The sequence below is a fragment of the Streptomyces sp. SolWspMP-5a-2 genome (assembly GCF_900091845.1).
Taxonomy (GTDB): domain Bacteria; phylum Actinomycetota; class Actinomycetes; order Streptomycetales; family Streptomycetaceae; genus Streptomyces; species Streptomyces doudnae.
The window spans coordinates 94,028-118,520 of the sequence record NZ_FMCI01000175.1; the positions used below are offsets into that span (position 1 = coordinate 94,028).

Consider the following 24,493-nt stretch of genomic DNA (forward strand, 5'->3'; position numbering starts at 1 on the left):
ACACCTGGTTGCCATCGCCGTTCGGATGAGTCACATAACGGGCAACGTCTTAGCAGACGACGAGACAGCCACTGCGCACCGGGAGGCGTCAACTAGATGAGCTCGCCCGACTATGACTTCAAAGAGCTATCACCCTATGACTTTGAAGTATTGGCACGTGACCTTTTATCCAGGCATGAAGATATTGTATATTCCACCTATGCCATCGGGCGTGATGGCGGGATCGACCTGCGGGCCCGTACGAGAAACGGGCTAAAAATCGCACAGTGCAAGCATACTCCAGACGCCAAGAGCGGGCGCCTTATAACTTACGCAAAGAAAGAGAAGGAAAAGCTCCTATCCTCGGGGTCGACTATACAACACTATTCTTTCATCACTACCGCCGAACTCTCGCCTTTGCTTGAAGATAGATTACTAACCGCGCTTTCCGGGGTCGCGGAAGAGGTTGAGGTTCACGGCCGAGGATGGTTAAACTCGATCCTTTCTCAGCATAGCGATTTGGAACGTCGCCATTTCAAGCTGTGGCTTAAGTCCTCAATGGCGATACAGGAGATGTTGCGCGGTGGCGTCTTCCTGCGGGGGGAATCCAGGGTACGCAGAATTCAGCGCAACTATCTTAGGTTTGTTCACCATGACGCCTGCGATAGGGCTGAGGAAGCACTGGAATCCACCGGAATCGCGGTGATCAGCGGATCTCCGGGGGCAGGAAAAACGGCGACAGCAGAGTACCTGCTTCTTCAATGGTGGCACCGCGGCTACCGCGTAATCGTCGACCCGCGCACCGTCGATAGCTGGTGGGAGTGGCTCGAGGATGACGTACCCACAATTTTCTTCTTCGACGACGCTTGGGGTCAGACACAGCTCCATGATCATGGGGCAAGCCACTACGATAGAGACTTCGCCGAATTTTTGGCGTCCATCGTTGAGAAGTGCACAGATTCTCGTTCAGAAAATTCTCGTGACAAGGTCGCCGTCATCACCACTAGGTCGCTCATCTTGCACGACCTATTGCGTACTAGCGACTCCGCGAACCGAATTTTTGAAAATATCTCCACGTCAGTTGTACGGGTTGAACGTCTCCCCTCTGAAGTAAGAGCTCGGATTCTCTTCAACCACATAAATGCCGCGATCGATGACCAGAAGATCAGGGCAGAGTTGGCCGCAGGAAACTGGTGGGTCAACGTGTCTCTTCATGCCAACTACTCACCCCGAATCATTGAACTCATCACCGCGAGGCGGGATTTCACTTCGGGACGGCAAGTTGTTGACGCACTCAAGGAAGCCTTGAATGATCCTCACCAGATCTGGCAGCGGTCATTCATTTCCTTGTCCACCTTCGAGCAGTTCCTACTGTCCGTCCTGGCAGTTTCTGATTCTCGAGGAGTTGATCGCGATCAGATCGTCAGGCGACTAAAGACCCACCCAGTTACCGAATTGAAAAATGCGATCAGCCGCTTGGTAGGCTCATGGATAGACCGCTCATTCGTGGCAAAAATTGAACTGCTAAACGTTACCGACCCTAGTCAGCGAGACTTTCTAGTCAACCACTTGTCTCGTGAGCCTCTAGCGTGCCTGGATGTGATTAGGAATTCTGCCACCGTCGAAGATCTAACAATTATGTGTGAGCGTGGTAGACCTCCCGAGGTTGTAGAGCAGCAAACACTCTTCACTCTCGATTCGGTTTCTCTGCGGGAATCGCTCGATGGGTGTACAGAATCGCTAGTGAAGACGCTTAGGCAACTGTGGGCACAAAAGCTCGATGAAGTGCGTGGCGACTTCCGTGACCCCCTTCCCCAGATTCTTTTCGTGGAAGCGTTTCAGACGCTCACGCGAGTTCTTATCTATCAAATCGATAGGTACGCAGCTCCGGATATGGACGCGTATGAACTCGAATGCTGGTTTGAAGCTAGCATGCCCAATCTATTTTCGCTGCTTGATAGAGTCAAGGTCGAGTCCTACGCTGAGATTTTGGATGCCCTCTCTCAGATGTTGCATGTCTTCATTGACCTAACAAGGCACAGGGTATTCCCTCACCCATACGGCGACATCGTGCACGGCCTTCGGCTCGCCATGGTGCAGGTCTGGGGTGAGTGGGAGGGGCAAGTTGCAGGCAGGGTAATTGAAGTTCAGCTCGTTGATGACATCTATGATGCGGTGATTAGCCACCCCGAGATTTTCTCAGAACTAGGGTTCACGGAGTACGCCGACTCCTGCTTGGATATCGAGTCTCTTGATGAGGAGCTTACTAGTCGCATCGAAGACATTCCCTTCGAGTTTGATGCCACCGTCGGAGTACTCGAAGATCTGTTTGGGTGCACATTCCCGGAAGCCAGAAAGGCTCTCAAGGTATGGGAGGACGCGGAAGAACCGTATATCCCTGACGAACCCCTGTTTCCTATCGTGGACGCATCTGCAAGCGTAAGCCGCGAGGTAGTCATTCAGCGTTCTAGCGTCGATGTCCTTTTTAACTCTCTAGCTGATTCTATCGGTGCCGAGGGTGTTTCAGATGAATCTTCCCGGTGAAACACGTCGCTGCATTGCAAGCGACTCGAACCCTAGATTGGCACCTGACCTGCGCCGGTTGCGTCGCCATCCGGCCCCCTCCGCGCGGCGGTGGTGAGTCGTGGGAGCCTTGGGGCGACGATGGGCGAGCAGAAAGGGAGAGCGAGTGTCGCAGCAGGTCAACCCTCGGGGAACCTTCCTAAAGATTGCCGACTCCATGAAGAGGCAGATCGAGGACGACCCGGACATGGCGGAGCTGCCGTCTCTGGCTGAGGTCATGCGCGACCATAAGGTTTCGCGGGGGGTCGCCCTCCGTGCGTTCGGCGTGCTGCGTCAGGAGGGTGTGGCCGAGCCGGTACCGGGCGAGCGGTGGCGCGTCGTACGCGCCGGGGCGCGAGTCGACCGGCGCCCGCTCGATCAGCGGGTTGCCGAGATCATCGTGACTGAGGGACTCAAAGCAGGGGAAGCGTTCCCGAGTGCTTCCGTGCTGGCCGAGCGGTTCGGGGTGTCACGTCCGACCGTGACCAAGGCGCTGGAGAAGCTGGAAGCCGCCGGCGTGCTGGCGGGTGGAGGGCAGGGCAGGGCGCGGACGGTCCGCGCCATGCCGGCGCGAGAGGGGCGTTCGTAGCTTGTCGACGTTGACTGAGTGGGCCTATCCCCTGGCTGAGTCGCTGCTCGCTGAGCCGCTGCCGCGACGCTGGAAACACTGCCTGGGGGTCGCTGAGAGGGCGCGCACCATCGCGCTCATCCTCGATCAGGATGCGGACCTGTTGGAGGCCGCGGCGGTTCTGCATGACATCGGCTACGCGCCGGATCTGGCCAAGACGGGCTTTCATCCTCTGGACGGCGCAAGGTATCTCCGGGACGTGGCCGATGCTGACGAGCGGATCGTCAACCTTGTCGCCCATCACTCGTGTTCATGGCTTGAGGCTGATGCGCGCGGCTTGCGTGCTGAGCTGGACGGGGAGTTTCCCCGTGAGAGCGAGCACCTGAACGATGCGCTCTGCTACTGCGACATGAACACGACCCCGGACGGCACGCCGACCAACCCCGTGGACCGGATCAACGAAATCACCGGGCGCTATGGGCCGGACAGTCTGATCGGCCGGTTCATCCGGCGTGCCGAACCCGAGATCCTCGCGTGCACATGCCGCGTCCTCGAACGGGCCGCCGCCGCCAAGCGTCAGCCGATGTAAGGCACTGTGCGCGTCCGGTCCATAGCGTGCTCAATCCGGAGCCGCATCGTGGGGTGCACGTCCAGCGTCACCAGGTCCGCCGGGTCAATCCAGCGGACCTGAGTCGTCTCGTTGCTCGTACGAAGGTCGCCGCCGACCGGCCGGGCCCGGAAGCAAATGCTGAACTGCTGACGGACTTCACCATCGTCGTACTGCATGACGTGCCCGGGGTCTGTGTAGAGGCCGGACACATCGACCACTTCCGCCCTGATGCCGGTCTCCTCCCAGACCTCACGCACCACCGTGTCACTGATGGACTCCCCCACGTCGTGACCACCCCCGGGCAGGGCCCACCTGCCGTTGTCAGAACGCTGGATCATCAGCACTTGCCCCGCGTCGTTCTGGACGAAAGCAACAACGGACGGCACCACCGAGTTGGCCGGCGGGGCGTCCGGGTCGTGCAGGTAGTCGATGCGTCCCATGCTCAGGCTCCCGTGATGCTAGTGACGTCCTGATCAGTGATCGGGCGTGCGTTGTCCCAGGTGTGATCGATGCTCTTCGCATACGTGTCGAAAAGACTCCCGCCGGGGAGTCGCCGCAGGTGCAGTACGGGCGCCATAAAGGCGCCGAGGCCGTAGACGTGCGGGTTGACGAGCATCTCGTCATTTGCCCGGTAGATCGAGTTGTACAGCGTCGAGTCGTGCAACCGGAAGCCGATGTCCGGGTGGCTCCGCATGAGCGGCCGATACAGCATGAGCGCGTTGCGAATCTTGCCGTCCATGATCTGGTGCCCCTCGTCAACGCCGCGCTGCCGGACGGCCGCGCATCCCGGGTCCCCGAGCATGATGCGCACCCGCGCCCCGGCTTCCACCTTCGCTTTTACAAGGTCGTGGAAGAGCGGATCTTCGGACAGGAAGAGTCCCGAGTAAACGAGGACGTCTAGGTTGCGCTCAGCACGTCCGTAGAGCTCTCGCCAAAGGCCAGCCGGCACCGTGTGGCGATGCGGGTAGACAGTCGCAATCTCCGCTTTGGTCAGATCGGTCGCACTGTCGACGGTCCGACCGTTGTCCCACAGTGCGGTCACGTCGACCTTGAGGGCTGCCGCCGTCGCGTACTGATGACGCAGGTACGGCACCTTGGCCTGAGTGATCCAGCGTTCGACCGTCTTGGGACTCACCTCGATCGCCTCAGCGAGGCTCTGCACGGTCATGCCACGGGCGAGGAGAGCGGTTCGTAAGCGCTCGTTCGGCATCTTCACCCCCGGTGGGACGTCTAGGGACTTCTTGACCGTATCCAGAAGTCCCAGAGCTGTCCACGCGTGAGGTAACCAACTCCCCTGACCTGCGGCGATCCTGAGGGTACGTCAAGACGTCCCGACGCGAGACCAAGAGATTGCGCCGCCGTACTTGACGGGACTATATGCAGTACCTGTAAAACAGGTACTGCATCGCACGGAGGAAAGCCCGCGAGGGTGAGTACGAAGGAAGCGGCCGCTGGTTGACAACTCCACACAGGGAACTGCCGGTAACCCGTGGTCCGCCTGCCCGAAGGGGTCGGAAACAAGGCGGAGAAGACCGGCGTGCCCCGTACGGCAGCCTGACCGGTTCGAGACCGGTCCGGGGCACTTTGGCCGCTGCCAGCGGCCGTGCCGTGCCTGATACGCGGCTTCATCAACAACGGCGCGCGGCCCCGGGTGGCTAGACCCGGGACCGCTGTTGGGCCGTTTCACCTGCAAGGGAGACCACGACCCATGGACCACATCGTCACGCTTCAGGACGCTGTTACCGCGTTCGCTCCGTGGATGGAACCGACGGACGCCGAGCTGGACGCGATCGAGCAGGAGATGCCCGTCATCCTGGCGGACGTCGACCTGCTGGACGCACACATCGCCACCCTGGACCGCACCCCCTCCGAGCTGGACGGGCGGCGTATCCGCCGGGCCCGCCGCCGCGCGCTCGCCGCCCGGCTGGCCCTGGTCAACCGCACGACCGGCACGAGCCTGCCCGGCGGTGCCGCATGAGCACCCCGACCGGACAGACCCTGACCGCTGCACACGCCGAAGTACGGGCGGAGATCGCACGGACAGACAACAAGACCGCGCTGCTGCTGGCGTTCGTCGGCGCGGTCCTGGCCGGCGCCTGGACCATCGGCAGTGCCCTCCCGCTCAACGCCCCGGCCGTTGTGGTCGGCGTGCTGGGCATGGCGTTGCTGGTCGGTGCGGCGAGTGTGCTGCTGACGTCGGTGCGGCCGAACCTGAACGGCGGTCACGGGTTTCCGTTGTGGGCGACCCTGACCCCCGAGCAGATCACCGAGAGCCTGTCGACGGACCTCGCCGCCGACATCGCCAACCTGTCCCGGCTCGCGGTGGTCAAGTTCACGTGCCTGCGCCGCGCGGTCGACCTGACCCGCGCCGGCGGCGCCCTGCTCGTGCTCGCCGTGGTGCTGGCGCTCGGAGGTGCGGCATGAGCGAGGGCCGTTCCCTGAACAAGGTGCAGATCGGTGTCCTGACCGCCGCGTTCGTGCCGATGCTTGCCACTGGTGTGGTCGGCGGGATCGGCACGTACAGCAACATCGGGCACGCCTACGGCACCGGCACTGCCCTGGGCGCCCTGGGTGCCGGTGAGGGTGCCACGGCCGTTCTCGCCCTGGTCCTGCTCGGCCTGACGCTGTTGGGGCAGTCGTCCCCGCGCATCATCCGCGCCGGTCTGTGGGCACTGCCGGCCGCCGCCGCCTCCATGGGCGCCATGGCGGCACCCGACCCCGGCCGCACCGTCATCTACGCGCTGACTCCGCTGGGCATGTCGGTGTCCGCTGAGGGCATGGCGTTCCTGGCCCGGCGGATCGTGGTGCACACCGACGGCCGGGACGCCGAGCACGAGCAGCGCACCGCCGACATCGTGCAGGCCCTCGCCTACCACCGCGCCCGCGCCGTCCACCACCCGAGTGATCGGGTCAAGTGGCTCTCGGAGCGCAAGTCATGGCGGCTCGCCCGCAAGGTCGGAGTCGGAGACACCGCGCTGGGATCGAGTCTGCTGGACGTGCAGCGCCAGCGAGTCACGGAGGGCGCGGACGCTGCTCTCGCGTCGATGTTCGGCACCGCCGCCGCACTCCCCGCCCCGGCCGCGAATGCGGAGGAATCGACCGGAAGTAGTCGAGAACGGTCTACCTCTGACCAGCCTGTATCGAGCACGCCCACGGTCGTGGTGACACGGCTTGTGGTGCCCGACCCGGCGCCGGTCGACCTGGGCAAGTCGGGCGGCGGCATGAAGCCGATGCCCGCCGTCGTCCCGGCGGCGCGACCGGTCCCGATCGCCCCGCCGCCTGCTCGTTCGGTCCCGGCCGCGTCGACCCCTCGACGCCGGGCGACGGGTCGTGTCCCGGTCGCCGCGAAGTCGACCCGCACCCGCCGCACGCCTGAACAGCTCTTGGCGGAAGCGCGGAGGGCGACGGCCGGGTGGGCGGACGCTGAGGTGACCGGGGAGGGCATCCGCCGGGCCCTGCGTACCTCGCCCGCCAACGCCCGCATGCTGCGTGACGCCCTGCTCGCCGAACGCGCCACTCAGGTGGTGGCGCCGTGAGCACCCTCGCCGCGCTCTTACCGGCCGTGCCCGCTCTCGGCTGGGCGGTCCACGCCCGGTGGCTGCACGGCCGGTTGACCACGGCCCGCCGTGACCCGCTCACCGCGTTGTGGACGCGGGACGCGTTCACCCACCGCGCCCGCCGCCTGCTGCGCGATCCGCGCGCCGTGGTGGTGCTGGCGGACGTCGACCACTTCAAGCAGATCAACGACACCCACGGCCACGCCGCCGGTGACCTGCTGCTCGCCACGGTCGCCGCCCGCCTCGCCCACAGCGCCGCCCCCGGCGGGGTCGCGGGGCGGCTCGGCGGTGACGAATTCGCCGCCGTGGTCATCGACCGCGACGGGACGATGGCCGACCGGCTGCACACCCTCGCCCGTGTGCTGGCCCGGCCGGTCGACACCGCCCCCGACGTGCACACCACGGTCTCGCTGGGGTGGGTGCGGGCCGGGGATCATCCGGGTGAGGACCTGTCCGCACTGCTGCGCCGTGCCGATGAGGCCATGTACGCGGCGAAGCGCTCCGGTCGGTCCGGGCCCCGGCGGGCCCGCCTCGGGCGGCTGCTCGGGTCGGTGGCCGGCCGCCGTCCCGGACGGCACGGCGCGGCATGAGCACGCTGCCCGTCTACCGGTGGCGCCTCGCCCCGGATGGCTACGCCACCCGCCGCCAACTGCGGGCCCGTGGCCTGCGCCCCGGCGGTCAGGACGTCGCCGCGCAGCTCGAACGCCCCCGTCGCCGGGGACGCTCGCCGCTGATCGCCTACCTGTACCGCGTCGACCTGGCCAAACCGGTCCGGCCCATGACGCCGGGCCGGTGGGCGGCGCTCGACAAGGCCAATACCGCCCGCCGCACCTGCCCCGAGTGCCGGCGCGATGCCGGATACGTCATCCCTGCCTCGCTCGGAATCTGCGTGCCCTGCCACGACACCATCTGACCTGAGAGGACACCGATGGCCTACCGCTTCACCATCAACAACCGTGGCGGCGACTCAGCGACGTTGACCGCCGAGGCGGTCATCCTGCGGGCTGGCTCCGACCGTGCCGAGCCTGCCGTGGCCGTGCGGATCAGCGGCGGCGCGCAGAGTCGGTTGATCTATGTCCCGCTCGACCGGGTTGAAGAGCTGGTGACCGGCATCAGGGACACCGCGCGACATGCCGCCGCCGAGTTTCGTCAGGACCCGAGGAGCGTCTGATCATGCGTAACGCCGACATCCGTCGCTTGGATCGCGAGATCCAGGCGACACAGAAGAAGCTGGACGCGGTCCGCCGGGGTGAGTGGTGGCCGCTGAACGGCAGTGAGCGGCGGGCGATGGCCCGCGCCCTGGCCAGCGGCGCCTACCGGGCCGGCCGTGGCCGCAGCACCGACCGCGCCGAACAGCGCATCGACACGCTCGGGTCGGCAGCCGAGATGAGGCTGACCGCCCAGTTGTCCGCGCTGCACGCCGAGCGGCAGCGGCTGATCACCGAGGCCGCCCGCGCCAAGGCGGCCAAGAAGTGGTCCGGCTGGTTCTGACCAGCCACAACACCGGGGCCGCCGCCTCTTTCCACGGACACGGCGGCCCCGTGCTCTCCGCTTCATCCCGCCCCCAAAGGGGGCAGTCAGGAGAAGTTCCAGCATGACCGAGAACGTCATCAACCTCCACAAGCCCACCGACCCGCCCACCGGGGAGAATGCCCCCACCGTGCTCACGGTCGTGCCCGACCCGGCTCCCGCCTCGCGGCTGCCGTTGTGGGTGCGCTCCGGCCGCGCGGTTAAAGCGGCGGCGACCGACGAGAACACGAAGACCGTGGTCCGCGCGGTCGCCCGGCACTCCCTCTACACGCTCAACGGGGGCCGGATCGTCGCCCGTCGCACCTGGGACGGCCGGACCGGAGCCCGCTATGAGCGGATGATCCGGGCCGCCGAAGTGGCCGGGAACATCGAGGTTGCCGAGGAGTGGGAGGAGCGTCTCCAGCGCTTCCGGCAGGCACGCCACCACCGCCGCATGGACCTGCTCCACTCCCCGCTGGAGGTGGCCAAGGGCGCCGCCGTCGGGACCGGCATGGGGGTTGCAGCGCTCATCGGCCTCGGGATCGTCATGGCCATCAACACGAAGCACCCGGCGGACGTCATCACCCCGCTCGCCGCCACCATCGACTTCATCGCCACCCTGATCCGCATCATTCAGATCGTGTGGGGTCCCGCGCTCACGATCGCCCCGTTCCTCGCGCTGCTCGCGCTGTGGTCGGTAGGCGCGCACCAGAAGGCGGCCCCGTCGTGGTCGATGCCGGAGCACCAGCGATCGAGCGAGGGTGAGCCGATCACCCCCTCGATCGTGGTCAAGGCCCTGCGCGACCTCGGGGTGCCCGCGCTGCGCAACGCCATCAAGGAGATGGGCGACGCGGGCGCATCGATGCTCGGGCCGATCCGGATTGCCGGATGCGGTGTCGAGGTGGACGTCACGCTCCCTTCCGGGGTGTCCACGATCGAGGTGCAGAACCGGCGCCGCAAGCTCGCCGAGAACCTGACCCGGCACGAGCACGAAGTGTTCATCATGCTCCCCGTGGCCGCGCGCACGGTCCGTCTGTGGATCGCCGACTCCGGTGCCCTGGACGAACCGATCGGACCGTCCCCGCTGGTCACGGACGACAAGATGACCGCCAACTACGCCAAGGGCCGCGCCCCGTGGGGGCAGGACCTGCGCGGGGACGCCGCCGCCATCAGCCTGTATCAGCGGCACCTGCTCATCACGGGTCTGTCCAACCAGGGCAAGACCGCCGCCCTGCGCGCGCTCGCCCTGTGGCTGGCGCTGGACCGGTCGGTGCAGTTCCTGATGGGTGACCTCAAGGGCGCCGGTGACTGGGCCATGTTCGACGGCCTGGCCACCGTGCTGATCCAGGGCCCGACCGATGAGCACGTGATCGAGGTGACCGAGATGGTCGAGGGTGCGGTCGACGAGATGAACCGCCGTCTCCAGGACCCGCCCGGAACGCAGTTCCCGCCGCTGATCGTGCTGGTCGACGAGGCACAGGTGGCGTTCATGTGTCCGGCCGTCGACGACGAGAAGCGCCCCTATGGCGGCTCCAAGGCCAAGTCCCGGTACTTCACCGCCGTCCGTAAGATCCACAACCAGGGGCGTGCGGTCAACGTGCTGATGTGGCAGGGCACCCAGGACCCCACCGACCAGAACCTCCCCAAGCTCGTACGGGAGGGCGCGCACACCCGTGCCTCGCTCGCGCTGGGCACCGAGTCGCAGGCCCGCATGGCGCTCGGTGACAAGGCCGTCGACGGAGGGGCCGCGCCGAACCTGCTGCGTCCGGGGCTGGACAAGGGCACGGTCGTGGTCGCGTCCGACGGGATCAAGATCCCGGCCGGACAGGCATCCCTCACGGTCCGCACGCACTACATCGACACCGAGGGCGCCCACGCCATCGCCGACCGGGCGAGGACGCTCCGGGACGGAGTCACCACCCTGCACGCCGTCGAGCGGGGCGAGGAGCGTGACCCGCTCGCCGACATCCTTGCCGTCCTCGGCGACGAGAAGCGGGTGTTCACTCAGGACGTCATCAAGCGGCTCTCCGCGAGCAACGAGGACGCCTACGGCCGGTGGTCGTTCGGCGACCTCACCCGCGTCCTGGACGCGGCCGGCGTCGAGCCGAAGAAGTCCCACGGCCGCATGGTCGTCCGGGCCGAGGACGTCGCCCGCGCGCTCGCCGACCGCGACAACGAGGGTTCCGCTTCCGCCTCCGAGTGACGGGGAGTCGCACCCTCCCGACCCGGGGAGGCGGGGAGAACTCCCCAACCACCTCCCCGGGACGCCTCCCCCGCGTTGATCAGCGAAAACACCCGATCGGGGAGGCGGGGAGGCGGGGAGGCGCGCAGGTCAGCGCCCCTGAAACCCCCTCCGCAACGCCCCCGACAGGGGGTGTCCCTGCCTCCCCCGACAAGCACCGGAAGGGATTCCGCATGTACCCCGAGCGCACCGGCAACGGGCCCGCCGTGCGGGCCGTCGAGGTCCACCAGCCCACCCCGATCACCCCCGCCGTGCCGTACCCGGCGCCCCCCGTTCCCGTGCAACCGCACGCCGTCCCGGCGGTCGCAAGCGTCGTCCTCCCGGACGGGCGCGTCGTCACCGGCTACGCCATCCCCGCCGCGCAGCCCGAACCAGTGGCCGCCAAGCTGGCCGTGTCCCGGACGGCGGTGAACGTCGCCCTCGGGGGCGTCGGGTTCCTCGCTGTGTGCGGCGGACTGCTGATGCTCACCGCGTTCGTCACCGCGCTGGCCGCGCTGGCCGCCCAGCTCATCACCCTCGCCGCCGTCATCTTCGGCGGATGGATCGCCGTGCAGATGCTCGGCTCCAACCGCCACGGCGCCGCAACCACGGTCAACATCCGCAAAGCCGTCATCAAGCGCAACAAGTTCTACGGCTGACAGGAGAACGTCCGATGGCACTCGAAACGATCATCTGCGTCATCGCCGTCTGCGACCTCTGCGGACGACGCAACACCGACAGCGAGTACGGCGCCCACTACCCCACTCGTGACGACGCCTTCGCCGACCTGACCACCGCCTACGGCTCCGATCCCGCATGGGCACTCACGGCCGACGGGCGGCTGATCTGCGACCGCCGCGACCAGCGCCACCACGAACAGCGCATCCCCGTCCACGGCTGGCACCCCACCAGCGGCGCCATGACCGTCACCTTCGCGCCCGACACGCCCCCGCACCCCGCCCACCCCTAGCTACGCCAAGGGCGGCCCCCGTCTCGCCAAAGTCCGGGACCGCCCTTGCCAACCAGCCCACTACAGACCTGTTGGAGGTCTCCCAGCATGACGCAACCCGCTCTCTTCCGGCGAGTGCCCGGCCGTCGGCCGCGCTTACTGGACCTGTTCTCGTGCGCCGGTGGGGCCGCGACCGGCTACCACCGTGCGGGGTTCGACGTGGACGGCTGCGACGTCGCCGACCGCCCGAACTACCCCTTCCCCTACCACCGGGGCGACGCCCTCACCTACCTCGCCGCCCTGATCGCGTCGGGCGAGATCCGCCGGTACGCGTTCGTGCACGCCTCGCCGCCGTGCCAGCACGGATGCGCCCTGACGGTAGGCACCAACACCTCCCGAGGGTGGGGCCGTACCCACGTCGACCTGGTCGCGCCGACGCGCGCCCTGCTCGACGAGACCGGTTTGCCGTACGTGATCGAGCAGCCCAACGGCCGCGCGAAGATCCGTAAAGACCTCACCCTGTGCGGCGAGATGTTCGGACTCGGAGTCATCCGCCACCGCAACTTCGAGTTGGGCGGCTGGACCATCGAGCAACCGGCGCACGTCCCACATCGGGGCAGGGTGCGCGGGTGGCGCCACGGCGAGTACTTCGACGGCCCGTATGTCGCGGCGTACGGCAACGGCGGGGGCAAGCCGACCGTCCCGGAACTCCAGACCGCCATGGGGATCACGTGGACCGACGTCCGCGAGGAACTCACCGAAGCGATCCCGCCCGCCTACACCGAGCACATCGGCACGGCCGCGCTCGCCCAGCTCGCCCCCGCCCTGGGGGTGGCCGCGTGACCGCCGCCGCGACCCTGCTGGACACCGCGCTCACGCTGGCCACACACGGCATCCCGCCCCTGCCCCTGCGGGCGGGGAAGGTGCCGTTCGGTAACTGCCCGGACTGCGCCAGCAACGCGTGCGGGGGACGGCCGAACATGAAGACGCCCGGCCCCTGCCGGTGCCCCGGCGTCTGCCACGCTTGGGCCGCCGCTACCACCGACCCGCACGTTCTCACCTCCCCGGCGTGGGGGACGGCGTGGCGTCGGGCCGCCGCCGTTGCCTACCACCCCGGCGGCGCCGGCGTGACCGTCGTCGACCTGGACGACGCGGCGGCCGTCGCCTGGGCCCGTGCCACCCTGCCCGCGACACGGACCGTGCCGACGACGCGGGGGGAGCACTGGATCTACCAGGGCGCCATGCGATCCGTGAACGCCGTCCGCCCCGGCGTCGACATCAAATCCCTTATGGCGTACGCCCGTTGGCTCGGAAACGGCACGGGCGTCACGGCTCCTCTCCCGGACGCTGTGCGCGCGCTGGCGGTAAAGGAGCCGTCCCCGGCCCGCAGGGCGCCACAGAGCCTCACAGTGCCTCTGAGGGGCCATGGGGGCGAGTGCAGGCACCGCACGCCCACCTATCTGGACCGGGGAATCGCCATGGCAGAGCAGCGCATCACCGAGGCGCGCAGCGCCGTGCACGCCACCGTGTACCGCACCTTCCTCGCCGTGTTGTCGACGCACGGCCGGTGCGGCTGCCTCACCGACGCCCATGTCGCGCGGCTGTTCACCGCCGCGCAGGCCAAGGGCGAATCCCCCCGCCACTGCACCGACGCGTGGACCAACGCCCTGACCACGTTGGGACTGTGACCATGTCCGAGGACGAGAAGAACCCCGCCCGCGCTGTCATTGCCGACTACGCGCAGGCGCACTTCCGCTACTTCCGCACCGCCGACGGGACCGTGTACGCGCAGAAGAATGGCCATCCCGTGGCCCGTCCCATCCGCTCCCAGGGCACGACGGGAAGCCACCGCCAGGAACTCATGGTCGGCCTGTTCAAGGACGGGGTCGGCGTGTTCAACGGCACCGCATTGAAGGAGGCGTTGGACCTGATCGAAGCGCTCGCACTGACGGAGGACGTACAGCCCGTTCACATCCGCGTCGCCCCCGGATTCGACGGGGCGACGTGGCTGGACCTGGGCCGCGATGACGGGAAGTCCGTCCGTATCCACCCCGCCGGATGGGACGTGCTCACCCCGGACCCGCGTGAAGTGTGCTGGCGGCGCACCCAGCTCACCGGCGAACTCCCGTTGCCGGCCAAGGACACCGACGGCAAGGGCATCGATCTCCTGCTGAGGCTGTGCAACTTCGCCAACGCGGAAACCGAGTGCCTGGCCATCGCGTGGTTGATCGGCTGTCTGGGGCCGTCTGTGCCCGTCCCTGCGCCGTTCCTCACCGGGCCGCAGGGCGCGGGAAAGTCCACCGGCGGCCGGATGCTCGTGCGGATCATCGAGGGCATGAGCGGTGACCTGCGCCGGGCCCCGAAGGATGAGGAGAACCTGGTAGCGGCCGTTGCGGCCGGATGGGTCACCGCCCTGGACAACCTCTCCCACATGACGCCGGACCTGTCCGACGCGATGTGCTGCATCGTCACCGGCATCGAGAGCGTCAAGCGCGCCCTGTTCACCGACGGGGACGTCTTCCGCGTCGGCTACCGCCGCCCCCTGCTCCTGACCGGCATCGACGTTGGCGTCATCCGCCCCGACCTCGCCGAACGGCTGCTGCCGCTGCGCCTGGAACGGCCCCGCGTGAGGCGCACCGAGGCGGAACTGTGGGCGGACTACGAGGAGGCGCTGCCCGTCGTCCTCGGCTCGCTCCTGGACCTGACCGTCAAGGTCCGCGCGGTGGAGGCGGAGACCCCCACCGACCTGCGCATGGCGGACTTCGCCCGCCTGTGCGCACAGCTCGATGCAGCCACGGGACTCGGGGCGCTCACCGCCTACCGGGCCAGCCTGGACGACCTGAACGACGACGTGATCGAGGGTGACCTGCTGGCACAGACCGTCCTTCGGCATGCCGACACCATCGAGCCGGGTACGGCGCAGCGGATGACGTCCACCGAGTGGCTGCACTGCCTGAGCCGCCTCTACAGCGGCGAGGATCTGCGTGCCCTGCCCAAGGGGTGGCCGACCACGGGCAAAGTCCTCTCCGACCGGCTCAAGCGTCTCCAGCCGACCCTGTCCGCGCGTGGCGTCGTCATCGACTCGGGCCGCACCAGCGAGGGCCGCTATCTCGAAATGACCCGCCTGGCCACCGCGCCCCCACACGAGCAACAGCGGATGCTCTGACCCTCGCCGCGCTCGCTCGGACAAGCAAGAGGAGCACCACCGGCGGGGGGAGGCGGAGGCGTGCTCCTCTTGCTTGTTCGGCGCAGCGCGCCGCCCCAAGGACGCGCCGCGAAGCGGCCCCTTCTTCACGCCCTGAGCCGCACTGAACCACCACAGACGCCCCTCTTTTGTCCTAAGAGGGAAGACGCTGCGTCATCTGCGTCATGCAGACGAAAAAACGGCCGCTGACCTGCGGCTACAGCCATGACGCAGACGGCGGAGTCTGCGTCATCCTGCGTCATCTGCGTCATGGGCTGCGTCGCGAATGACGCAGCCCATGACGCACCCATGACGCACGCCTGAACCACTGCGTCACATAAAACAGCAGGTCAGAAGCCTGAATGACGCTGATGACGCAATGACGCAGAAATCCGAGCCTCGGACAGGCGCGCCCCCTGAAACAGGACCCTCGCCCGCGCACGGAGGACACGCCATGAGTACCGCACATGCACAGTCGGACCCGCGCGCCACGCTTCGCGGCGGGTTGCCGGACCGCTACCTGACCCCCGATGACATTGCCGAGATCTTCGAGGTGCCCAAAGAGACCGTCTACCAGTGGCGCCGGAAGCGCATGGGGCCGCCCGGATTCCGCATCGGCAAGTACATCCGCTACGACCCCGCCGACGTGCTCGCGCACGTCGCCGCACGCAAGAGCACCGACTAAAACGCCGCCTGACCCAACACCCACCGCAGACAGCAGGGAGAGCCGCTCACCGGCGGCTCTCCCTGCTGCGTGTTGAGAGGACCGTCGCCGCATGGCAGGCCACATCCAAGACCGCTGGTTCAAGACCGAGACCAACTCCGCCGGCAAGACCGTCCGCGTCAAGACCGACCGCCACGGCACCGGCATGCGCTACCGGGCCCGGTACATCGGCCCCGACGGAACCGAGAAGTCCAAGAGCTTCTCCGACGGCAAGAAGCGACTTGCCGAGCAGTGGCTTAGCGCCATTGAGACGGACATGTCGCGCGGGCAGTACGTCGACCCGTCGGCGGGCAAGGTGACGTTCAAAGACTTCGCTACGGCGTGGCTGGCGTCTCAGACCACGGACCCTTCCACCATCGTGAACATGGAGTTGCGGTTTCGGCTGCACGCCTTTCCGTACATCGGTTCGCGCTCCATGACCGCATTCCAGCCCACCCATATCCGCACGTGGGCGCGGGCCCTCATGGACTCCGGAATGGCAGCGTCATATCAGCGGACCGTGTTTGCCAACGTCTCCGCCGTGTTCGGCGCGGCCGTGGACGACGGCATCATCTCCCGCAATCCGTGCCGTGCGGGTTCCGTCCGAGCACCCAAGCTTGCCCCTCGGAAAATCAAGCCGTGGACGCGTGATCGAGTGGTGGCTGTTCGCGGCGGACTCCCGGAGCAGTACGCGACGACGGTGGACCTCGGTGCCGGGTGCGGTTTGCGGCAAGGTGAGATCTTCGGGCTGGCCGTTGATGAAGTCGACTTCGACGGGGGAGTGCTGCACATCGCACGGCAGGTCAAGCTGGTCGGTCCGCAGATGGTGTTCGCTCCTCCCAAGGGCGGCAAGCTGCGAGACGTGCCACTGCCCGACGTGGTGTCGGATGCGCTCGCCGCGCACATCACCCGTCGGCCCCCTATCGACGTCACTCTGCCGTGGAAGACCCCTGACGGCCCGCCGGTCACATCGAAATTGCTGTTCTACTCGCGGGAGCGCAAGGCACTCAACAGGAACTACTTCAACATGTACCTGTGGAAGCCCGCCTTGATTACTGGCGGCGTCATTCCGGAACGGGTGCCGGGGGAGCGGTTCAAACCGTCGCGTGAGCACGGCATGCACGCCTTGCGGCACTACTACGCGTCGGTCCTGCTGGACTCCGGAGAGAACATCAAGGCCCTGGCCGAATACCTCGGCCACTCAGACCCAGGGTTCACGCTGCGGACGTACACACACCTGATGCCGAACAGCAGGGACCGGGCGCGCCGGGCCATCGACTCCGTGTTCGGCAAGGGAGTGTCTCCCGGATCCTGAGCGCAAAAGGCCGCCGGCCGTGCGCTTCCCGGAGTGGGAAGAGCACGGCCGACGGCCCACACACGGCCCAGGGGATCAGAAACCCGCTGTGACCTGGGGCGATATCACACGTCGAAGTACAGCTCGAACTCGTGCGGGTGCGGGCGGAGCTGGAGCGGGGCGATCTCGTTCGTGCGCTTGTAGTCGATCCACGTCTCGATCAGGTCCGACGTGAAGACGTCGCCCGCGAGCAGGAACTCGTGGTCGGCCTCCAGGCGGTCCAGGACGGCCGGGAGCGAGGTCGGGACCTGGGCGACGCCCGCATGCTCCTCGGGGGCCAGCTCGTAGAGGTCCTTGTCGATCGGCTCGGCGGGCTCGATCTTGTTCTTGACGCCGTCCAGACCGGCCATCAGCAGCGCCGAGAAGGCGAGGTACGGGTTGCCGGAGGAGTCGGGCGCCCGGAACTCGACACGCTTGGCCTTCGGGTTCGAGCCGGTGATCGGGATGCGCATCGCGGCGGACCGGTTGCGCTGCGAGTACACCAGGTTGACCGGCGCCTCGAAGCCCGGGACCAGGCGGTGGTAGGAGTTCACCGTCGGGTTGGTGAAGGCGAGCAGCGACGGGGCGTGCTTGAGGATGCCGCCGATGTAGTAGCGGGCGGTGTCCGACAGGCCCGCGTACCCGGCCTCGTCGTAGAAGAGGGGCGAGCCGCCGGCCCACAGCGACTGGTGGACGTGCATGCCCGAGCCGTTGTCGCCGAAGATCGGCTTCGGCATGAAGGTCGCCGTCTTGCCGTTGCGCCAGGCCACGTTCTTCACGATGTACTTGAAGAGCTGGAGGTCGTCGGCCGCGGCGAGCAGCGTGTTGAACTTGTAGTTGATCTCCGCCTGGCCCGCGGTGCCCACCTCGTGGTGCTGGCGCTCGACCTCGAGGCCGGACTTGGCCAGTTCGAGGGAGATCTCCGCGCGGAGGTCGGCGAAGTGGTCGACCGGCGGGGTCGGGAAGTAGCCGCCCTTGTAGCGGACCTTGTAACCGCGGTTGTTCTCGACGGCGCCGGTGTTCCAGGCGCCCGCCTCGGAGTCGATGTGGTAGAAGGACTCGTTCGCGCTGGTCGAGAAGCGCACCGAGTCGAAGACGTAGAACTCCGCCTCGGGACCGAAGTACGCGGTGTCGGCGATGCCGGTGGACGTCAGGTAGGCCTCGGCCTTCTTCGCCACGTTGCGCGGGTCACGGGAGTACTGCTCGCCCGTGATCGGGTCGTGGATGAAGAAGTTGATGTTGACCGTCTTGTCGCGGCGGAAGGGGTCGACGCGCGCGGTGGACAGGTCGGCGCGGAGCGCCATGTCGGACTCGTGGATGGCCTGGAAGCCGCGGATCGAGGAGCCGTCGAACGCGAGCTCCTCGGCCGGGTCGAAGGCCTCGGCCGGGATCGTGAAGTGCTGCATCACACCCGGCAGGTCGCAGAAGCGGACGTCGACGAACTTGACCTCCTCGTCCGCGATGAACTTCTTGGCCTCGTCGGCGTTCTGGAACATCCAGCTCCTCCTACTCCCGACCGTCCCGCCGGGGTGGTAGTTCGTTCGTGCGGCCAGTGCGGTGGCACACGCTGTGCCCGACCCTAGGGACGCGTGATTTCTCTGGCGTGACCCATTTGTTTCGCACAAGTTAACCGGACCGGGTCCCGGTTACCCCGACTGTCCCTACCCCGAAACGCGGGCAGTACGGTGGACGGGTGGACAAGAGGGAAGCAGTTGGGTCGTGGCTGTCCGGCCCCCGCGCCGCCGCCGAGAGCGCCGGTGTCGACTTCGGATACCGGGGTGAACAGCTCGGGCTGCCCGAGGAGGGCCCCGGCTCGATCGCCCGTCCGGGCCGCCGGATCGGCGCGCTCGCCGTCGACTGGGGCCTGTGCCTGCTGATCGCATACGGCCTCATCACGGACGGCTACCAGCAGGCCACCGGCAACTGGGCGCTGCTCGTCTTCTTCGCGATGGGCGTGCTGACCGTCGGCACCCTCGGCTTCACGCCCGGCAAGCGCCTCCTCGGCCTGCGGGTGGTCGGCCAGGAGACCGGCCGCGTCCACCCGGGACGGGCCCTGCTGCGCACCGCCCTGCTCTGCCTCGCCGTCCCCGCCCTGGTCTGGGACCGCGACGGCCGCGGCCTCCACGACCGCCTCGCCCGCACCGTCGAGGTCCGGATCTGACCCGGCGGGGGCCGGAAGCCGTCACCGGGGCGCGACGGCGGGGAGACGACGACATGGGGAAGGGGCCGCCCGGAGTGATCCGGACGGCCCCTTCGCGTTCGCCTGGGTGCGCTCGCCGTCAGCGGGCCTTCGGGCCGCCCTTGGGGAGCTTCATCCCCTTGGGCATGGGGCCCTTCGGCAGGGGCATGTTGCTCATGAGGTCGCCCATCGCGCGCAGCCGGTCGTTGGTCGCCGTGACCTGCGGGCCGGTGAGGACGCGGGGGAACTTCAGCATCGTCGTCCGCACCTTCTTCAGCGGGACCTGGCCCTCGCCCGTGCCGACGATGACGTCGTGCACCGGTACGTCCGCCACGATGCGGTTCATCTTCTTCTTCTCGGCCGCCAGCAGGCTCTTGACCCGGTTCGGGTTGCCCTCGGCCACCAGGACGATGCCCGCCTTGCCGACCGCCCGGTGGACCACGTCCTGGCTGCGGTTCATCGCCACCGCGGGGGTCGTGGCCCAGCCTCGTCCGATGTTGTCCAGCACGGCCGCAGCGGCGCCGGGCTGGCCCTCCATCTGCCCGAAGGCGGCCCGCTCGGCCCGGCGTCCGAACACGATCGCCGTCGCCAGCAGCGCGAGGAACAGGCCCAGGATGCCCAGATAGATGGGGTGACCGATCAAGAAACCGATCGCGAGGAAGACACCGAAGGTGACGATTCCGACAGCCGCGAGTACAAGACCGATCTTCTTGTCGGCCTTGCGGGTCATCTTGTAGGTCAGGGCGATCTGCTTCAGTCGCCCGGGGTTCGCAGCGTCCGCTGCGGTTTCCTTCCTCGCCATGCGCAGAAGTCTACGTGGCCGCGCGAGCGGGATCGACGGCAGTGCCCCGCGGAGGGGGTGCGGGACCGTCTCAGGGGCGCGTGGCGAAGGGCGCGGCGGGGGAGAGGGGGGTGTCCAGGCTCTCGTCGATGACGCGCTGGGCCTCGACGCGGTCCTTGGCGCGGCGGCGGTCCTCCAGGACGGACGTCCACGCGTTGCGGCGGGCGGTGCGCTGGCCACCGCTCATCAGCAGGGACTCGACGGCCCGCAGGGCGTCGGTGACGGACGGGATGGCGGTGGCGCGAACGGGCGCGGCCTGCATGGCGGGAGTCCCCTCTGGGTGTGGGTGTACGTGGCGTGAGTCCAGCGTCACTGATCGGTGTTACCAGGGCGTGACCGACCGGTCAAACAGGAATGAAACCTTGACGCGCGGGGCCGAAAGGCTGACGCGGCCCTGACGGACCCCCTCAACTGCGGGGACGGTCAGGACCGCGCCGGTGCGGCTCTTACTGTTCGGTAGCTTCTTGTGCGGGACTTCACACGGGCCGGGCCCCGAGCACGACTGCCCCGGGGCCCCGAGCGCGGCGGCCCCGGGCCCGGGACGGCGGCGCCCCGGGCCCGGGGCGAGCGGGTGCCCGGGGGTGGGGCGGTGCCGCCGTCAGACCGCCTGGGCCGCGATGTACGTGCCGCGCTTCTCGACCGCCATCTGGTAGAGGCGGCCCGCGCGGTACGAGGAGCGCACCAGCGGTCCCGACATCACGCCGGAGAAGCCGATCTGCTCGGCCTCGTCCTTCAGCTCCACGAACTCGTGCGGCTTGACCCACCGCTCGACGGGGTGGTGTCGCACGGTCGGGCGCAGGTACTGCGTGATGGTGATCAGCTCGCAGCCCGCCTCGTGCAGCTGGCGCAGCGCCTCGCTGATCTCCTCGCGGGTCTCGCCCATGCCGAGGATCAGGTTCGACTTGGTGACCAGGCCCTCGTCCCGGGCGGCCGTGATGACCTTCAGGGAGCGGTCGTAGCGGAAGCCGGGGCGGATGCGCTTGAAGATCCGCGGCACCGTCTCCACGTTGTGCGCGAACACCTCGGGGCGGGACGAGAAGACCTCGGCGAGCTGCTCGGGCACCGCGTTGAAGTCGGGGGCCAGCAGCTCGACCTTGGTGCGGCCCGCCTCGCGGCCCGCGGTCTGCTCGTGGATCTGGCGGACGGTCTCCGCGTAGAGCCAGGCGCCGCCGTCGGCCAGGTCGTCGCGGGCGACGCCGGTGATGGTGGCGTAGTTGAGGTCCATCGTGACGACGGACTCGCCGACCCGGCGGGGCTCGTCACGGTCGAGGGCCTCGGGCTTGCCGGTGTCGATCTGGCAGAAGTCGCAGCGGCGGGTGCACTGGTCGCCGCCGATCAGGAAGGTCGCCTCGCGGTCCTCCCAGCACTCGTAGATGTTCGGGCAGCCGGCTTCCTGGCAGACCGTGTGCAGGCCCTCGCTCTTCACGAGCGCCTGCATCTTCGTGTACTCGGGTCCCATTTTCGCCCGGGTCTTGATCCACTCGGGCTTGCGCTCGATGGGGGTCTGGCTGTTGCGGACCTCCAGGCGCAGCATCTTGCGTCCGTCGGGTGAGACTGCGGACACGACCGCTCCCTAGCGATTGATTCTTCGGCGATCCCAAGGGTACGCCCGTCGATTCGGGGGGTTGGAGGTGGTGCTCGGCCCACCGCCGGGGTCGGCGCCCCGGTTCCCCGCCACGGCCCCGCGGGGCCCTCTCCTCAGGCCCCGGACGAGCCGCTCGCGACCACGTCCGGGGCCCGCTCCGCCGTCGTCCTGTCGATCTCGCGCGGTTTCGGGTCCGCGTTCTCCAGCACGTCCCGCAGATGGCGCTCCACCACGGGGAGCACCTCCTCGACGGTGATGTCGCGGCCCAGTTCGTTCGCGAGGGACGCCACCCCGGCGTCCCGGATGCCGCACGGGATGATCCGGTCGAACCAGCGGTTGTCCGGGTTCACGTTCAGGGCGAAGCCGTGCATGGTGACGCCCTTGGCGACGCGGATGCCGATCGCCGCGATCTTGCGGTCCTCGCGCCGCTGGCCCGCGTTGGACGGGGCGTAGTCGGGGCCGTCGAGCCGGGGGTCGAACTCGTCGTCCGTCAGCCGCGGGTCGAAGTCGAGGGAGAGCCCGCCGAGCGACGGGCGGTCCTCGACCGGGTCGCCGAGCACCCACACCCCGCTGCGGCCCTCGACCCGGCTGGTCTCCAGGCCGTACTCGGCGCAGGTGCGGATCAGCGCCTCCTCCAGACGGCGCACGTGCGCGACCACGTCCACCGGGCGGGGCAGCTTCTGGATCGGGTAGCCCACCAGCTGCCCCGGGCCGTGCCAGGTGATCTTGCCGCCGCGGTCGACGTCCACGACCGGGGTGCCGTCGAGCGGGCGCTCGCCGTCCGCGGTGCGGCGGCCCGCCGTGTACACCGGGGGGTGTTCGAGGAGCAGCACGGTGTCGGGCACCTCGTCGGTGAACCGGGCCGCGTGCACCCGGCGTTGCTCGTCCCACGCCTCCTGGTACTCGACGGCGTCCGCGCCGAACCCCATGCGGACGAACCGCAACCCACTCACGGCAAGCGCCTCCTCGGTGAACCGGTGCCAGGTCTGTGACCCGCCACGCCACTGTACGTCCGGACGGGGGACGTCAGCCCTGGGATCAATCCTCACACGATCGGATGAATGGGCGGGGAAGTGTGCGACGGTCCGTGCACTCTCCGCTACATTCGCGCCGTTCGTGAGCCCAAAAGGGCTGCTCACAGGCAATCCCGGCACTTCAGGTGTCCGGAGGGCAGGAGACCGCACCGCCGATGACGGAACGACCCGCGCAGCGCACTCCCAACCGCCAGCTCGCCGCGCTCATCGCAGAAGCGGGCTTCTCCAACGCGGGTCTGGCCCGTCGGGTCGACCAGCTCGGCCTGGAGCACGGACTCGACCTCAGATACGACAAGACCTCCGTCACCCGCTGGCTGCGCGGTCAGCAGCCCCGCGGCACCACCCCCGCCCTGATCGCCGAGGTCTTCACCCGCCGCCTCGGCCGCCGGCTCACCGCCCAGGACCTCGGCCTGGACGCCTGCGCGCCCGTCTACGCGGGCCTGGAGTTCGCCGGTACGCCCGAGGAGGCCGTCGACATCGTCAGCGGCCTCTGGCGCAAGGACTCCGGCAGCCACGCCGAGCTGCGCAAGATCGCCTTCACCCCGGCCGGGCTCGTGGTGCCCAGCCGGGACTGGCTGATCGGCAGGCCCGACGACAAGGTGGCGCACGGCGAGCCGCTCGTCAGGGTGCCCGCGCAGGGCCGCCCCGGCACCGTACGGACGCCGGTGCCGTCCGAGACCGGCGGGCCCCCGCACCGCCCGCGGCCCCCGGGCGACCGAGGCCCCGGCCAGCGGGTCACCGGCGGCGACATCGCCGCGCTGCGCTCCGTCGGCGAACTCTTCCGCACCCTGGACGACATGTACGGCGGCGGCCACGCCCGCCAGGCCCTCGTGCGCTACCTGGAGCACGAGTGCGAGCCGATGCTGCGCGGCGCCTACGGCGAGCAGACCGGCCGCCGCCTCTTCGGCGCGGTCGCCGACCTGACCCGGCTGGTCGGCTGGACGTCGTACGACATCGCCGCGCACGGGCTCGCGCAGCGGTACTTCGTGCAGTCCCTGCGGCTCGCCCAGGCGGCCGGGGACCGGGCGTACGGCTCCTACGTGCTGCTCACGATGAGCAGGCAGGCCGTCTACCTCGGGCACGGGCGGGAGGCCGTCCAGCTCGCCCGGGTCGCGCAGCAGGGCGTGGGGACCAACGCGCCGCCGGTGGTGCAGGCGCTGCTGCACGCGGTGGAGGCGCGCGGGCACGGGGTGCTCGGCGAGGTGCGCAGCTGCACCGCGTCCCTGGTCCGCGCCGAACGCGCCCTGGAGACGTCCCGCACCGGGGACGAGGTGCCGTACTGGGCGCGCTTCTTCGACGAGGCGCAGCTCGCCGACGAGTTCGGGCACTGCCACCGCGACCTCCAGCAGTTCCGCGCGGCCGCCCAGCACGCCGAACGCTCCCTGCAACTGCGCGCGCCCGCGTTCGCCCGCAGCAGGCTGTTCTGTCGGGTGGTGCTGGCCACCGCCCGCCTCGGCCTCGGCGAACTCGACCAGGCCTGCCAGCTCGGCGCGGAGGCGGCGGGCCAGGCCGCCGAGATGCGCTCGGTCCGGGCCGTCGAGTACGTCAGGGACTTCGAACGCCGCCTGGAGCCGTACAAGGACGCGGCCCCGGTCCGCGGCTACCGAGACCGCGTGGCGGCCCTGGGCTGACGGCACGAGCGCGAGCGCGGGCGCTGACGCGGGGGAGCGGTGGCGCGG

27 protein-coding genes are annotated in these 24,493 nt (G+C 68.3%); 20 read left to right on the top strand and 7 right to left on the bottom strand.

Annotation, left to right across the window (positions count from 1 at the left end; translation table 11 throughout):
* Positions 1 to 96 precede the first annotated feature (96 nt).
* From GA0115242_RS40345 to GA0115242_RS18340, 3 genes are all read left to right on the top strand, one after another.
* Entirely contained in the window at positions 97 to 2,523 is a 2,427-nt protein-coding gene (locus tag GA0115242_RS40345) for an nSTAND3 domain-containing NTPase (protein WP_141721630.1), read from the top strand.
* Between the two features lie 145 nt (positions 2,524 to 2,668).
* A complete protein-coding gene (locus tag GA0115242_RS18335) occupies positions 2,669 to 3,130 on the top strand; it encodes a GntR family transcriptional regulator (protein WP_093829767.1) in 462 nt (153 codons plus the stop codon).
* A gap of 1 nt (position 3,131) precedes the next feature.
* Positions 3,132 to 3,698 carry an HD domain-containing protein gene (locus tag GA0115242_RS18340; RefSeq protein ID WP_093829769.1) on the top strand — a complete coding sequence of 189 codons (567 nt, stop codon included), beginning with the start codon at positions 3,132 to 3,134 and terminating at the stop codon, positions 3,696 to 3,698.
* On the opposite strand, the gene GA0115242_RS18345 is transcribed toward GA0115242_RS18340, so the two are convergent.
* Complete coding sequence (locus tag GA0115242_RS18345) at positions 3,686 to 4,159, bottom strand: NUDIX domain-containing protein (RefSeq protein ID WP_093829771.1); 474 nt, start codon at positions 4,157 to 4,159, stop codon at positions 3,686 to 3,688. The genes GA0115242_RS18340 and GA0115242_RS18345 overlap by 13 nt on opposite strands.
* A 2-nt stretch (positions 4,160 to 4,161) precedes the next feature.
* Entirely contained in the window at positions 4,162 to 4,887 is a 726-nt protein-coding gene (locus GA0115242_RS18350) for an XRE family transcriptional regulator (protein ID WP_237549145.1), read from the bottom strand.
* Positions 4,888 to 5,427: 540 nt separating this feature from the next.
* Here GA0115242_RS18350 and GA0115242_RS18355 point away from each other — a divergent pair.
* The 15 genes from GA0115242_RS18355 (at position 5,428) to GA0115242_RS18425 (ending at position 17,157) form a co-directional block, all read left to right on the top strand.
* Entirely contained in the window at positions 5,428 to 5,697 is a 270-nt protein-coding gene (locus tag GA0115242_RS18355; RefSeq protein WP_093829773.1) for a DUF6284 family protein, read from the top strand.
* A complete protein-coding gene (locus GA0115242_RS18360) occupies positions 5,694 to 6,143 on the top strand; it encodes a Pycsar system effector family protein (protein ID WP_093829775.1) in 450 nt (149 codons plus the stop codon). Before GA0115242_RS18355 ends, GA0115242_RS18360 begins: the two co-directional genes overlap by 4 nt.
* Positions 6,140 to 7,255 carry a conjugal transfer protein gene (locus GA0115242_RS18365; RefSeq protein WP_093829777.1) on the top strand — a complete coding sequence of 372 codons (1,116 nt, stop codon included), beginning with the start codon at positions 6,140 to 6,142 and terminating at the stop codon, positions 7,253 to 7,255. The genes GA0115242_RS18360 and GA0115242_RS18365 overlap by 4 nt, the downstream gene beginning before the upstream one ends.
* Entirely contained in the window at positions 7,252 to 7,866 is a 615-nt protein-coding gene (locus tag GA0115242_RS18370; RefSeq protein ID WP_093829779.1) for a GGDEF domain-containing protein, read from the top strand. Before GA0115242_RS18365 ends, GA0115242_RS18370 begins: the two co-directional genes overlap by 4 nt.
* Positions 7,863 to 8,189, top strand: coding sequence for an RRQRL motif-containing zinc-binding protein (locus GA0115242_RS18375; protein WP_093829781.1), 327 nt, complete (start codon positions 7,863 to 7,865; stop codon positions 8,187 to 8,189). The genes GA0115242_RS18370 and GA0115242_RS18375 overlap by 4 nt, the downstream gene beginning before the upstream one ends.
* Before the next feature lie 15 nt (positions 8,190 to 8,204).
* A complete protein-coding gene (locus GA0115242_RS18380; RefSeq protein WP_093829782.1) occupies positions 8,205 to 8,447 on the top strand; it encodes a hypothetical protein in 243 nt (80 codons plus the stop codon).
* A 2-nt stretch (positions 8,448 to 8,449) separates the two neighbouring features.
* Positions 8,450 to 8,767 carry a hypothetical protein gene (locus GA0115242_RS18385; RefSeq protein WP_093829783.1) on the top strand — a complete coding sequence of 106 codons (318 nt, stop codon included), beginning with the start codon at positions 8,450 to 8,452 and terminating at the stop codon, positions 8,765 to 8,767.
* A gap of 103 nt (positions 8,768 to 8,870) precedes the next feature.
* The gene (locus tag GA0115242_RS18390) at positions 8,871 to 10,988 is read left to right on the top strand and encodes an FtsK/SpoIIIE domain-containing protein (protein ID WP_093829785.1); all 2,118 of its coding nucleotides are present in this window, start codon (positions 8,871 to 8,873) and stop codon (positions 10,986 to 10,988) included.
* A 212-nt stretch (positions 10,989 to 11,200) separates the two neighbouring features.
* Entirely contained in the window at positions 11,201 to 11,665 is a 465-nt protein-coding gene (locus GA0115242_RS18395) for a hypothetical protein (RefSeq protein WP_093829787.1), read from the top strand.
* A gap of 14 nt (positions 11,666 to 11,679) precedes the next feature.
* On the top strand, positions 11,680 to 11,976 hold the full coding sequence (locus tag GA0115242_RS18400) for a hypothetical protein (protein WP_093829789.1): 297 nt from the start codon (positions 11,680 to 11,682) through the stop codon (positions 11,974 to 11,976).
* Between the two features lie 87 nt (positions 11,977 to 12,063).
* Positions 12,064 to 12,798: a DNA cytosine methyltransferase gene (locus GA0115242_RS18405; RefSeq protein WP_093829791.1), complete on the top strand. Its 735-nt coding sequence runs from the start codon at positions 12,064 to 12,066 to the stop codon at positions 12,796 to 12,798.
* Positions 12,795 to 13,643 carry a DNA primase gene (locus GA0115242_RS18410; protein ID WP_093829793.1) on the top strand — a complete coding sequence of 283 codons (849 nt, stop codon included), beginning with the start codon at positions 12,795 to 12,797 and terminating at the stop codon, positions 13,641 to 13,643. The genes GA0115242_RS18405 and GA0115242_RS18410 overlap by 4 nt, the downstream gene beginning before the upstream one ends.
* Before the next feature lie 2 nt (positions 13,644 to 13,645).
* Complete coding sequence (locus tag GA0115242_RS18415; protein ID WP_093829795.1) at positions 13,646 to 15,121, top strand: ATP-binding protein; 1,476 nt, start codon at positions 13,646 to 13,648, stop codon at positions 15,119 to 15,121.
* 472 nt (positions 15,122 to 15,593) lie between these two features.
* Entirely contained in the window at positions 15,594 to 15,824 is a 231-nt protein-coding gene (locus GA0115242_RS18420; protein WP_093829797.1) for a helix-turn-helix domain-containing protein, read from the top strand.
* Positions 15,825 to 15,915: 91 nt separating this feature from the next.
* A complete protein-coding gene (locus tag GA0115242_RS18425; RefSeq protein WP_093829799.1) occupies positions 15,916 to 17,157 on the top strand; it encodes a tyrosine-type recombinase/integrase in 1,242 nt (413 codons plus the stop codon).
* 104 nt (positions 17,158 to 17,261) lie between these two features.
* On the opposite strand, the gene glnA is transcribed toward GA0115242_RS18425, so the two are convergent.
* Positions 17,262 to 18,671, bottom strand: coding sequence for a type I glutamate--ammonia ligase (glnA, locus tag GA0115242_RS18430; RefSeq protein ID WP_093829801.1), 1,410 nt, complete (start codon positions 18,669 to 18,671; stop codon positions 17,262 to 17,264).
* Positions 18,672 to 18,868: 197 nt separating this feature from the next.
* Between glnA and GA0115242_RS18435 the strand changes: the two genes are divergently transcribed.
* On the top strand, positions 18,869 to 19,336 hold the full coding sequence (locus GA0115242_RS18435) for an RDD family protein (RefSeq protein ID WP_093829803.1): 468 nt from the start codon (positions 18,869 to 18,871) through the stop codon (positions 19,334 to 19,336).
* A gap of 118 nt (positions 19,337 to 19,454) precedes the next feature.
* Here the strand turns inward: GA0115242_RS18435 and GA0115242_RS18440 are convergent, their stop codons facing one another.
* The 4 genes from GA0115242_RS18440 to lipB all read right to left on the bottom strand — a co-directional run bounded on the left by GA0115242_RS18440 (position 19,455) and on the right by lipB (position 22,733).
* On the bottom strand, positions 19,455 to 20,156 hold the full coding sequence (locus GA0115242_RS18440) for a DUF4191 domain-containing protein (RefSeq protein ID WP_093829805.1): 702 nt from the start codon (positions 20,154 to 20,156) through the stop codon (positions 19,455 to 19,457).
* A gap of 70 nt (positions 20,157 to 20,226) precedes the next feature.
* Positions 20,227 to 20,457, bottom strand: a complete 231-nt coding sequence (locus GA0115242_RS18445; RefSeq protein ID WP_093829807.1) for an SCO2195 family GlnR-regulated protein — start codon at positions 20,455 to 20,457, stop codon at positions 20,227 to 20,229.
* Between the two features lie 336 nt (positions 20,458 to 20,793).
* Positions 20,794 to 21,759: a lipoyl synthase gene (gene lipA, locus GA0115242_RS18450; RefSeq protein WP_093829809.1), complete on the bottom strand. Its 966-nt coding sequence runs from the start codon at positions 21,757 to 21,759 to the stop codon at positions 20,794 to 20,796.
* Positions 21,760 to 21,893: 134 nt separating this feature from the next.
* Positions 21,894 to 22,733, bottom strand: coding sequence for a lipoyl(octanoyl) transferase LipB (gene lipB / locus GA0115242_RS18455; RefSeq protein WP_093829811.1), 840 nt, complete (start codon positions 22,731 to 22,733; stop codon positions 21,894 to 21,896).
* 236 nt (positions 22,734 to 22,969) lie between these two features.
* Here lipB and GA0115242_RS18460 point away from each other — a divergent pair, with 236 nt between their 5' ends.
* Positions 22,970 to 24,445 (top strand): regulator, encoded by a 1,476-nt coding sequence (locus tag GA0115242_RS18460; protein ID WP_093829813.1) that lies wholly within the window; start codon positions 22,970 to 22,972, stop codon positions 24,443 to 24,445.
* Positions 24,446 to 24,493: the final 48 nt, after the last annotated feature.

Bases quoted from the DNA above. Each gene is read 5' to 3' on its own strand.
- GA0115242_RS40345 (WP_141721630.1), top strand. From the start codon at position 97: ATGAGCTCGCCCGACTATGACTTCAAAGAGCTATCACCCTATGACTTT.
- GA0115242_RS18345 (WP_093829771.1), bottom strand. From the start codon at position 4,159: ATGGGACGCATCGACTACCTGCACGACCCGGACGCCCCGCCGGCCAAC.
- GA0115242_RS18350 (WP_237549145.1), bottom strand. From the start codon at position 4,887: ATGACCGTGCAGAGCCTCGCTGAGGCGATCGAGGTGAGTCCCAAGACG.
- GA0115242_RS18355 (WP_093829773.1), top strand. From the start codon at position 5,428: ATGGACCACATCGTCACGCTTCAGGACGCTGTTACCGCGTTCGCTCCG.
- GA0115242_RS18360 (WP_093829775.1), top strand. From the start codon at position 5,694: ATGAGCACCCCGACCGGACAGACCCTGACCGCTGCACACGCCGAAGTA.
- GA0115242_RS18365 (WP_093829777.1), top strand. From the start codon at position 6,140: ATGAGCGAGGGCCGTTCCCTGAACAAGGTGCAGATCGGTGTCCTGACC.
- GA0115242_RS18375 (WP_093829781.1), top strand. From the start codon at position 7,863: ATGAGCACGCTGCCCGTCTACCGGTGGCGCCTCGCCCCGGATGGCTAC.
- GA0115242_RS18380 (WP_093829782.1), top strand. From the start codon at position 8,205: ATGGCCTACCGCTTCACCATCAACAACCGTGGCGGCGACTCAGCGACG.
- GA0115242_RS18385 (WP_093829783.1), top strand. From the start codon at position 8,450: ATGCGTAACGCCGACATCCGTCGCTTGGATCGCGAGATCCAGGCGACA.
- GA0115242_RS18390 (WP_093829785.1), top strand. From the start codon at position 8,871: ATGACCGAGAACGTCATCAACCTCCACAAGCCCACCGACCCGCCCACC.
- GA0115242_RS18395 (WP_093829787.1), top strand. From the start codon at position 11,201: ATGTACCCCGAGCGCACCGGCAACGGGCCCGCCGTGCGGGCCGTCGAG.
- GA0115242_RS18400 (WP_093829789.1), top strand. From the start codon at position 11,680: ATGGCACTCGAAACGATCATCTGCGTCATCGCCGTCTGCGACCTCTGC.
- GA0115242_RS18405 (WP_093829791.1), top strand. From the start codon at position 12,064: ATGACGCAACCCGCTCTCTTCCGGCGAGTGCCCGGCCGTCGGCCGCGC.
- GA0115242_RS18415 (WP_093829795.1), top strand. From the start codon at position 13,646: ATGTCCGAGGACGAGAAGAACCCCGCCCGCGCTGTCATTGCCGACTAC.
- GA0115242_RS18420 (WP_093829797.1), top strand. From the start codon at position 15,594: ATGAGTACCGCACATGCACAGTCGGACCCGCGCGCCACGCTTCGCGGC.
- GA0115242_RS18425 (WP_093829799.1), top strand. From the start codon at position 15,916: ATGGCAGGCCACATCCAAGACCGCTGGTTCAAGACCGAGACCAACTCC.
- glnA (WP_093829801.1), bottom strand. From the start codon at position 18,671: ATGTTCCAGAACGCCGACGAGGCCAAGAAGTTCATCGCGGACGAGGAG.
- GA0115242_RS18440 (WP_093829805.1), bottom strand. From the start codon at position 20,156: ATGGCGAGGAAGGAAACCGCAGCGGACGCTGCGAACCCCGGGCGACTG.
- GA0115242_RS18445 (WP_093829807.1), bottom strand. From the start codon at position 20,457: ATGCAGGCCGCGCCCGTTCGCGCCACCGCCATCCCGTCCGTCACCGAC.
- GA0115242_RS18460 (WP_093829813.1), top strand. From the start codon at position 22,970: ATGACGGAACGACCCGCGCAGCGCACTCCCAACCGCCAGCTCGCCGCG.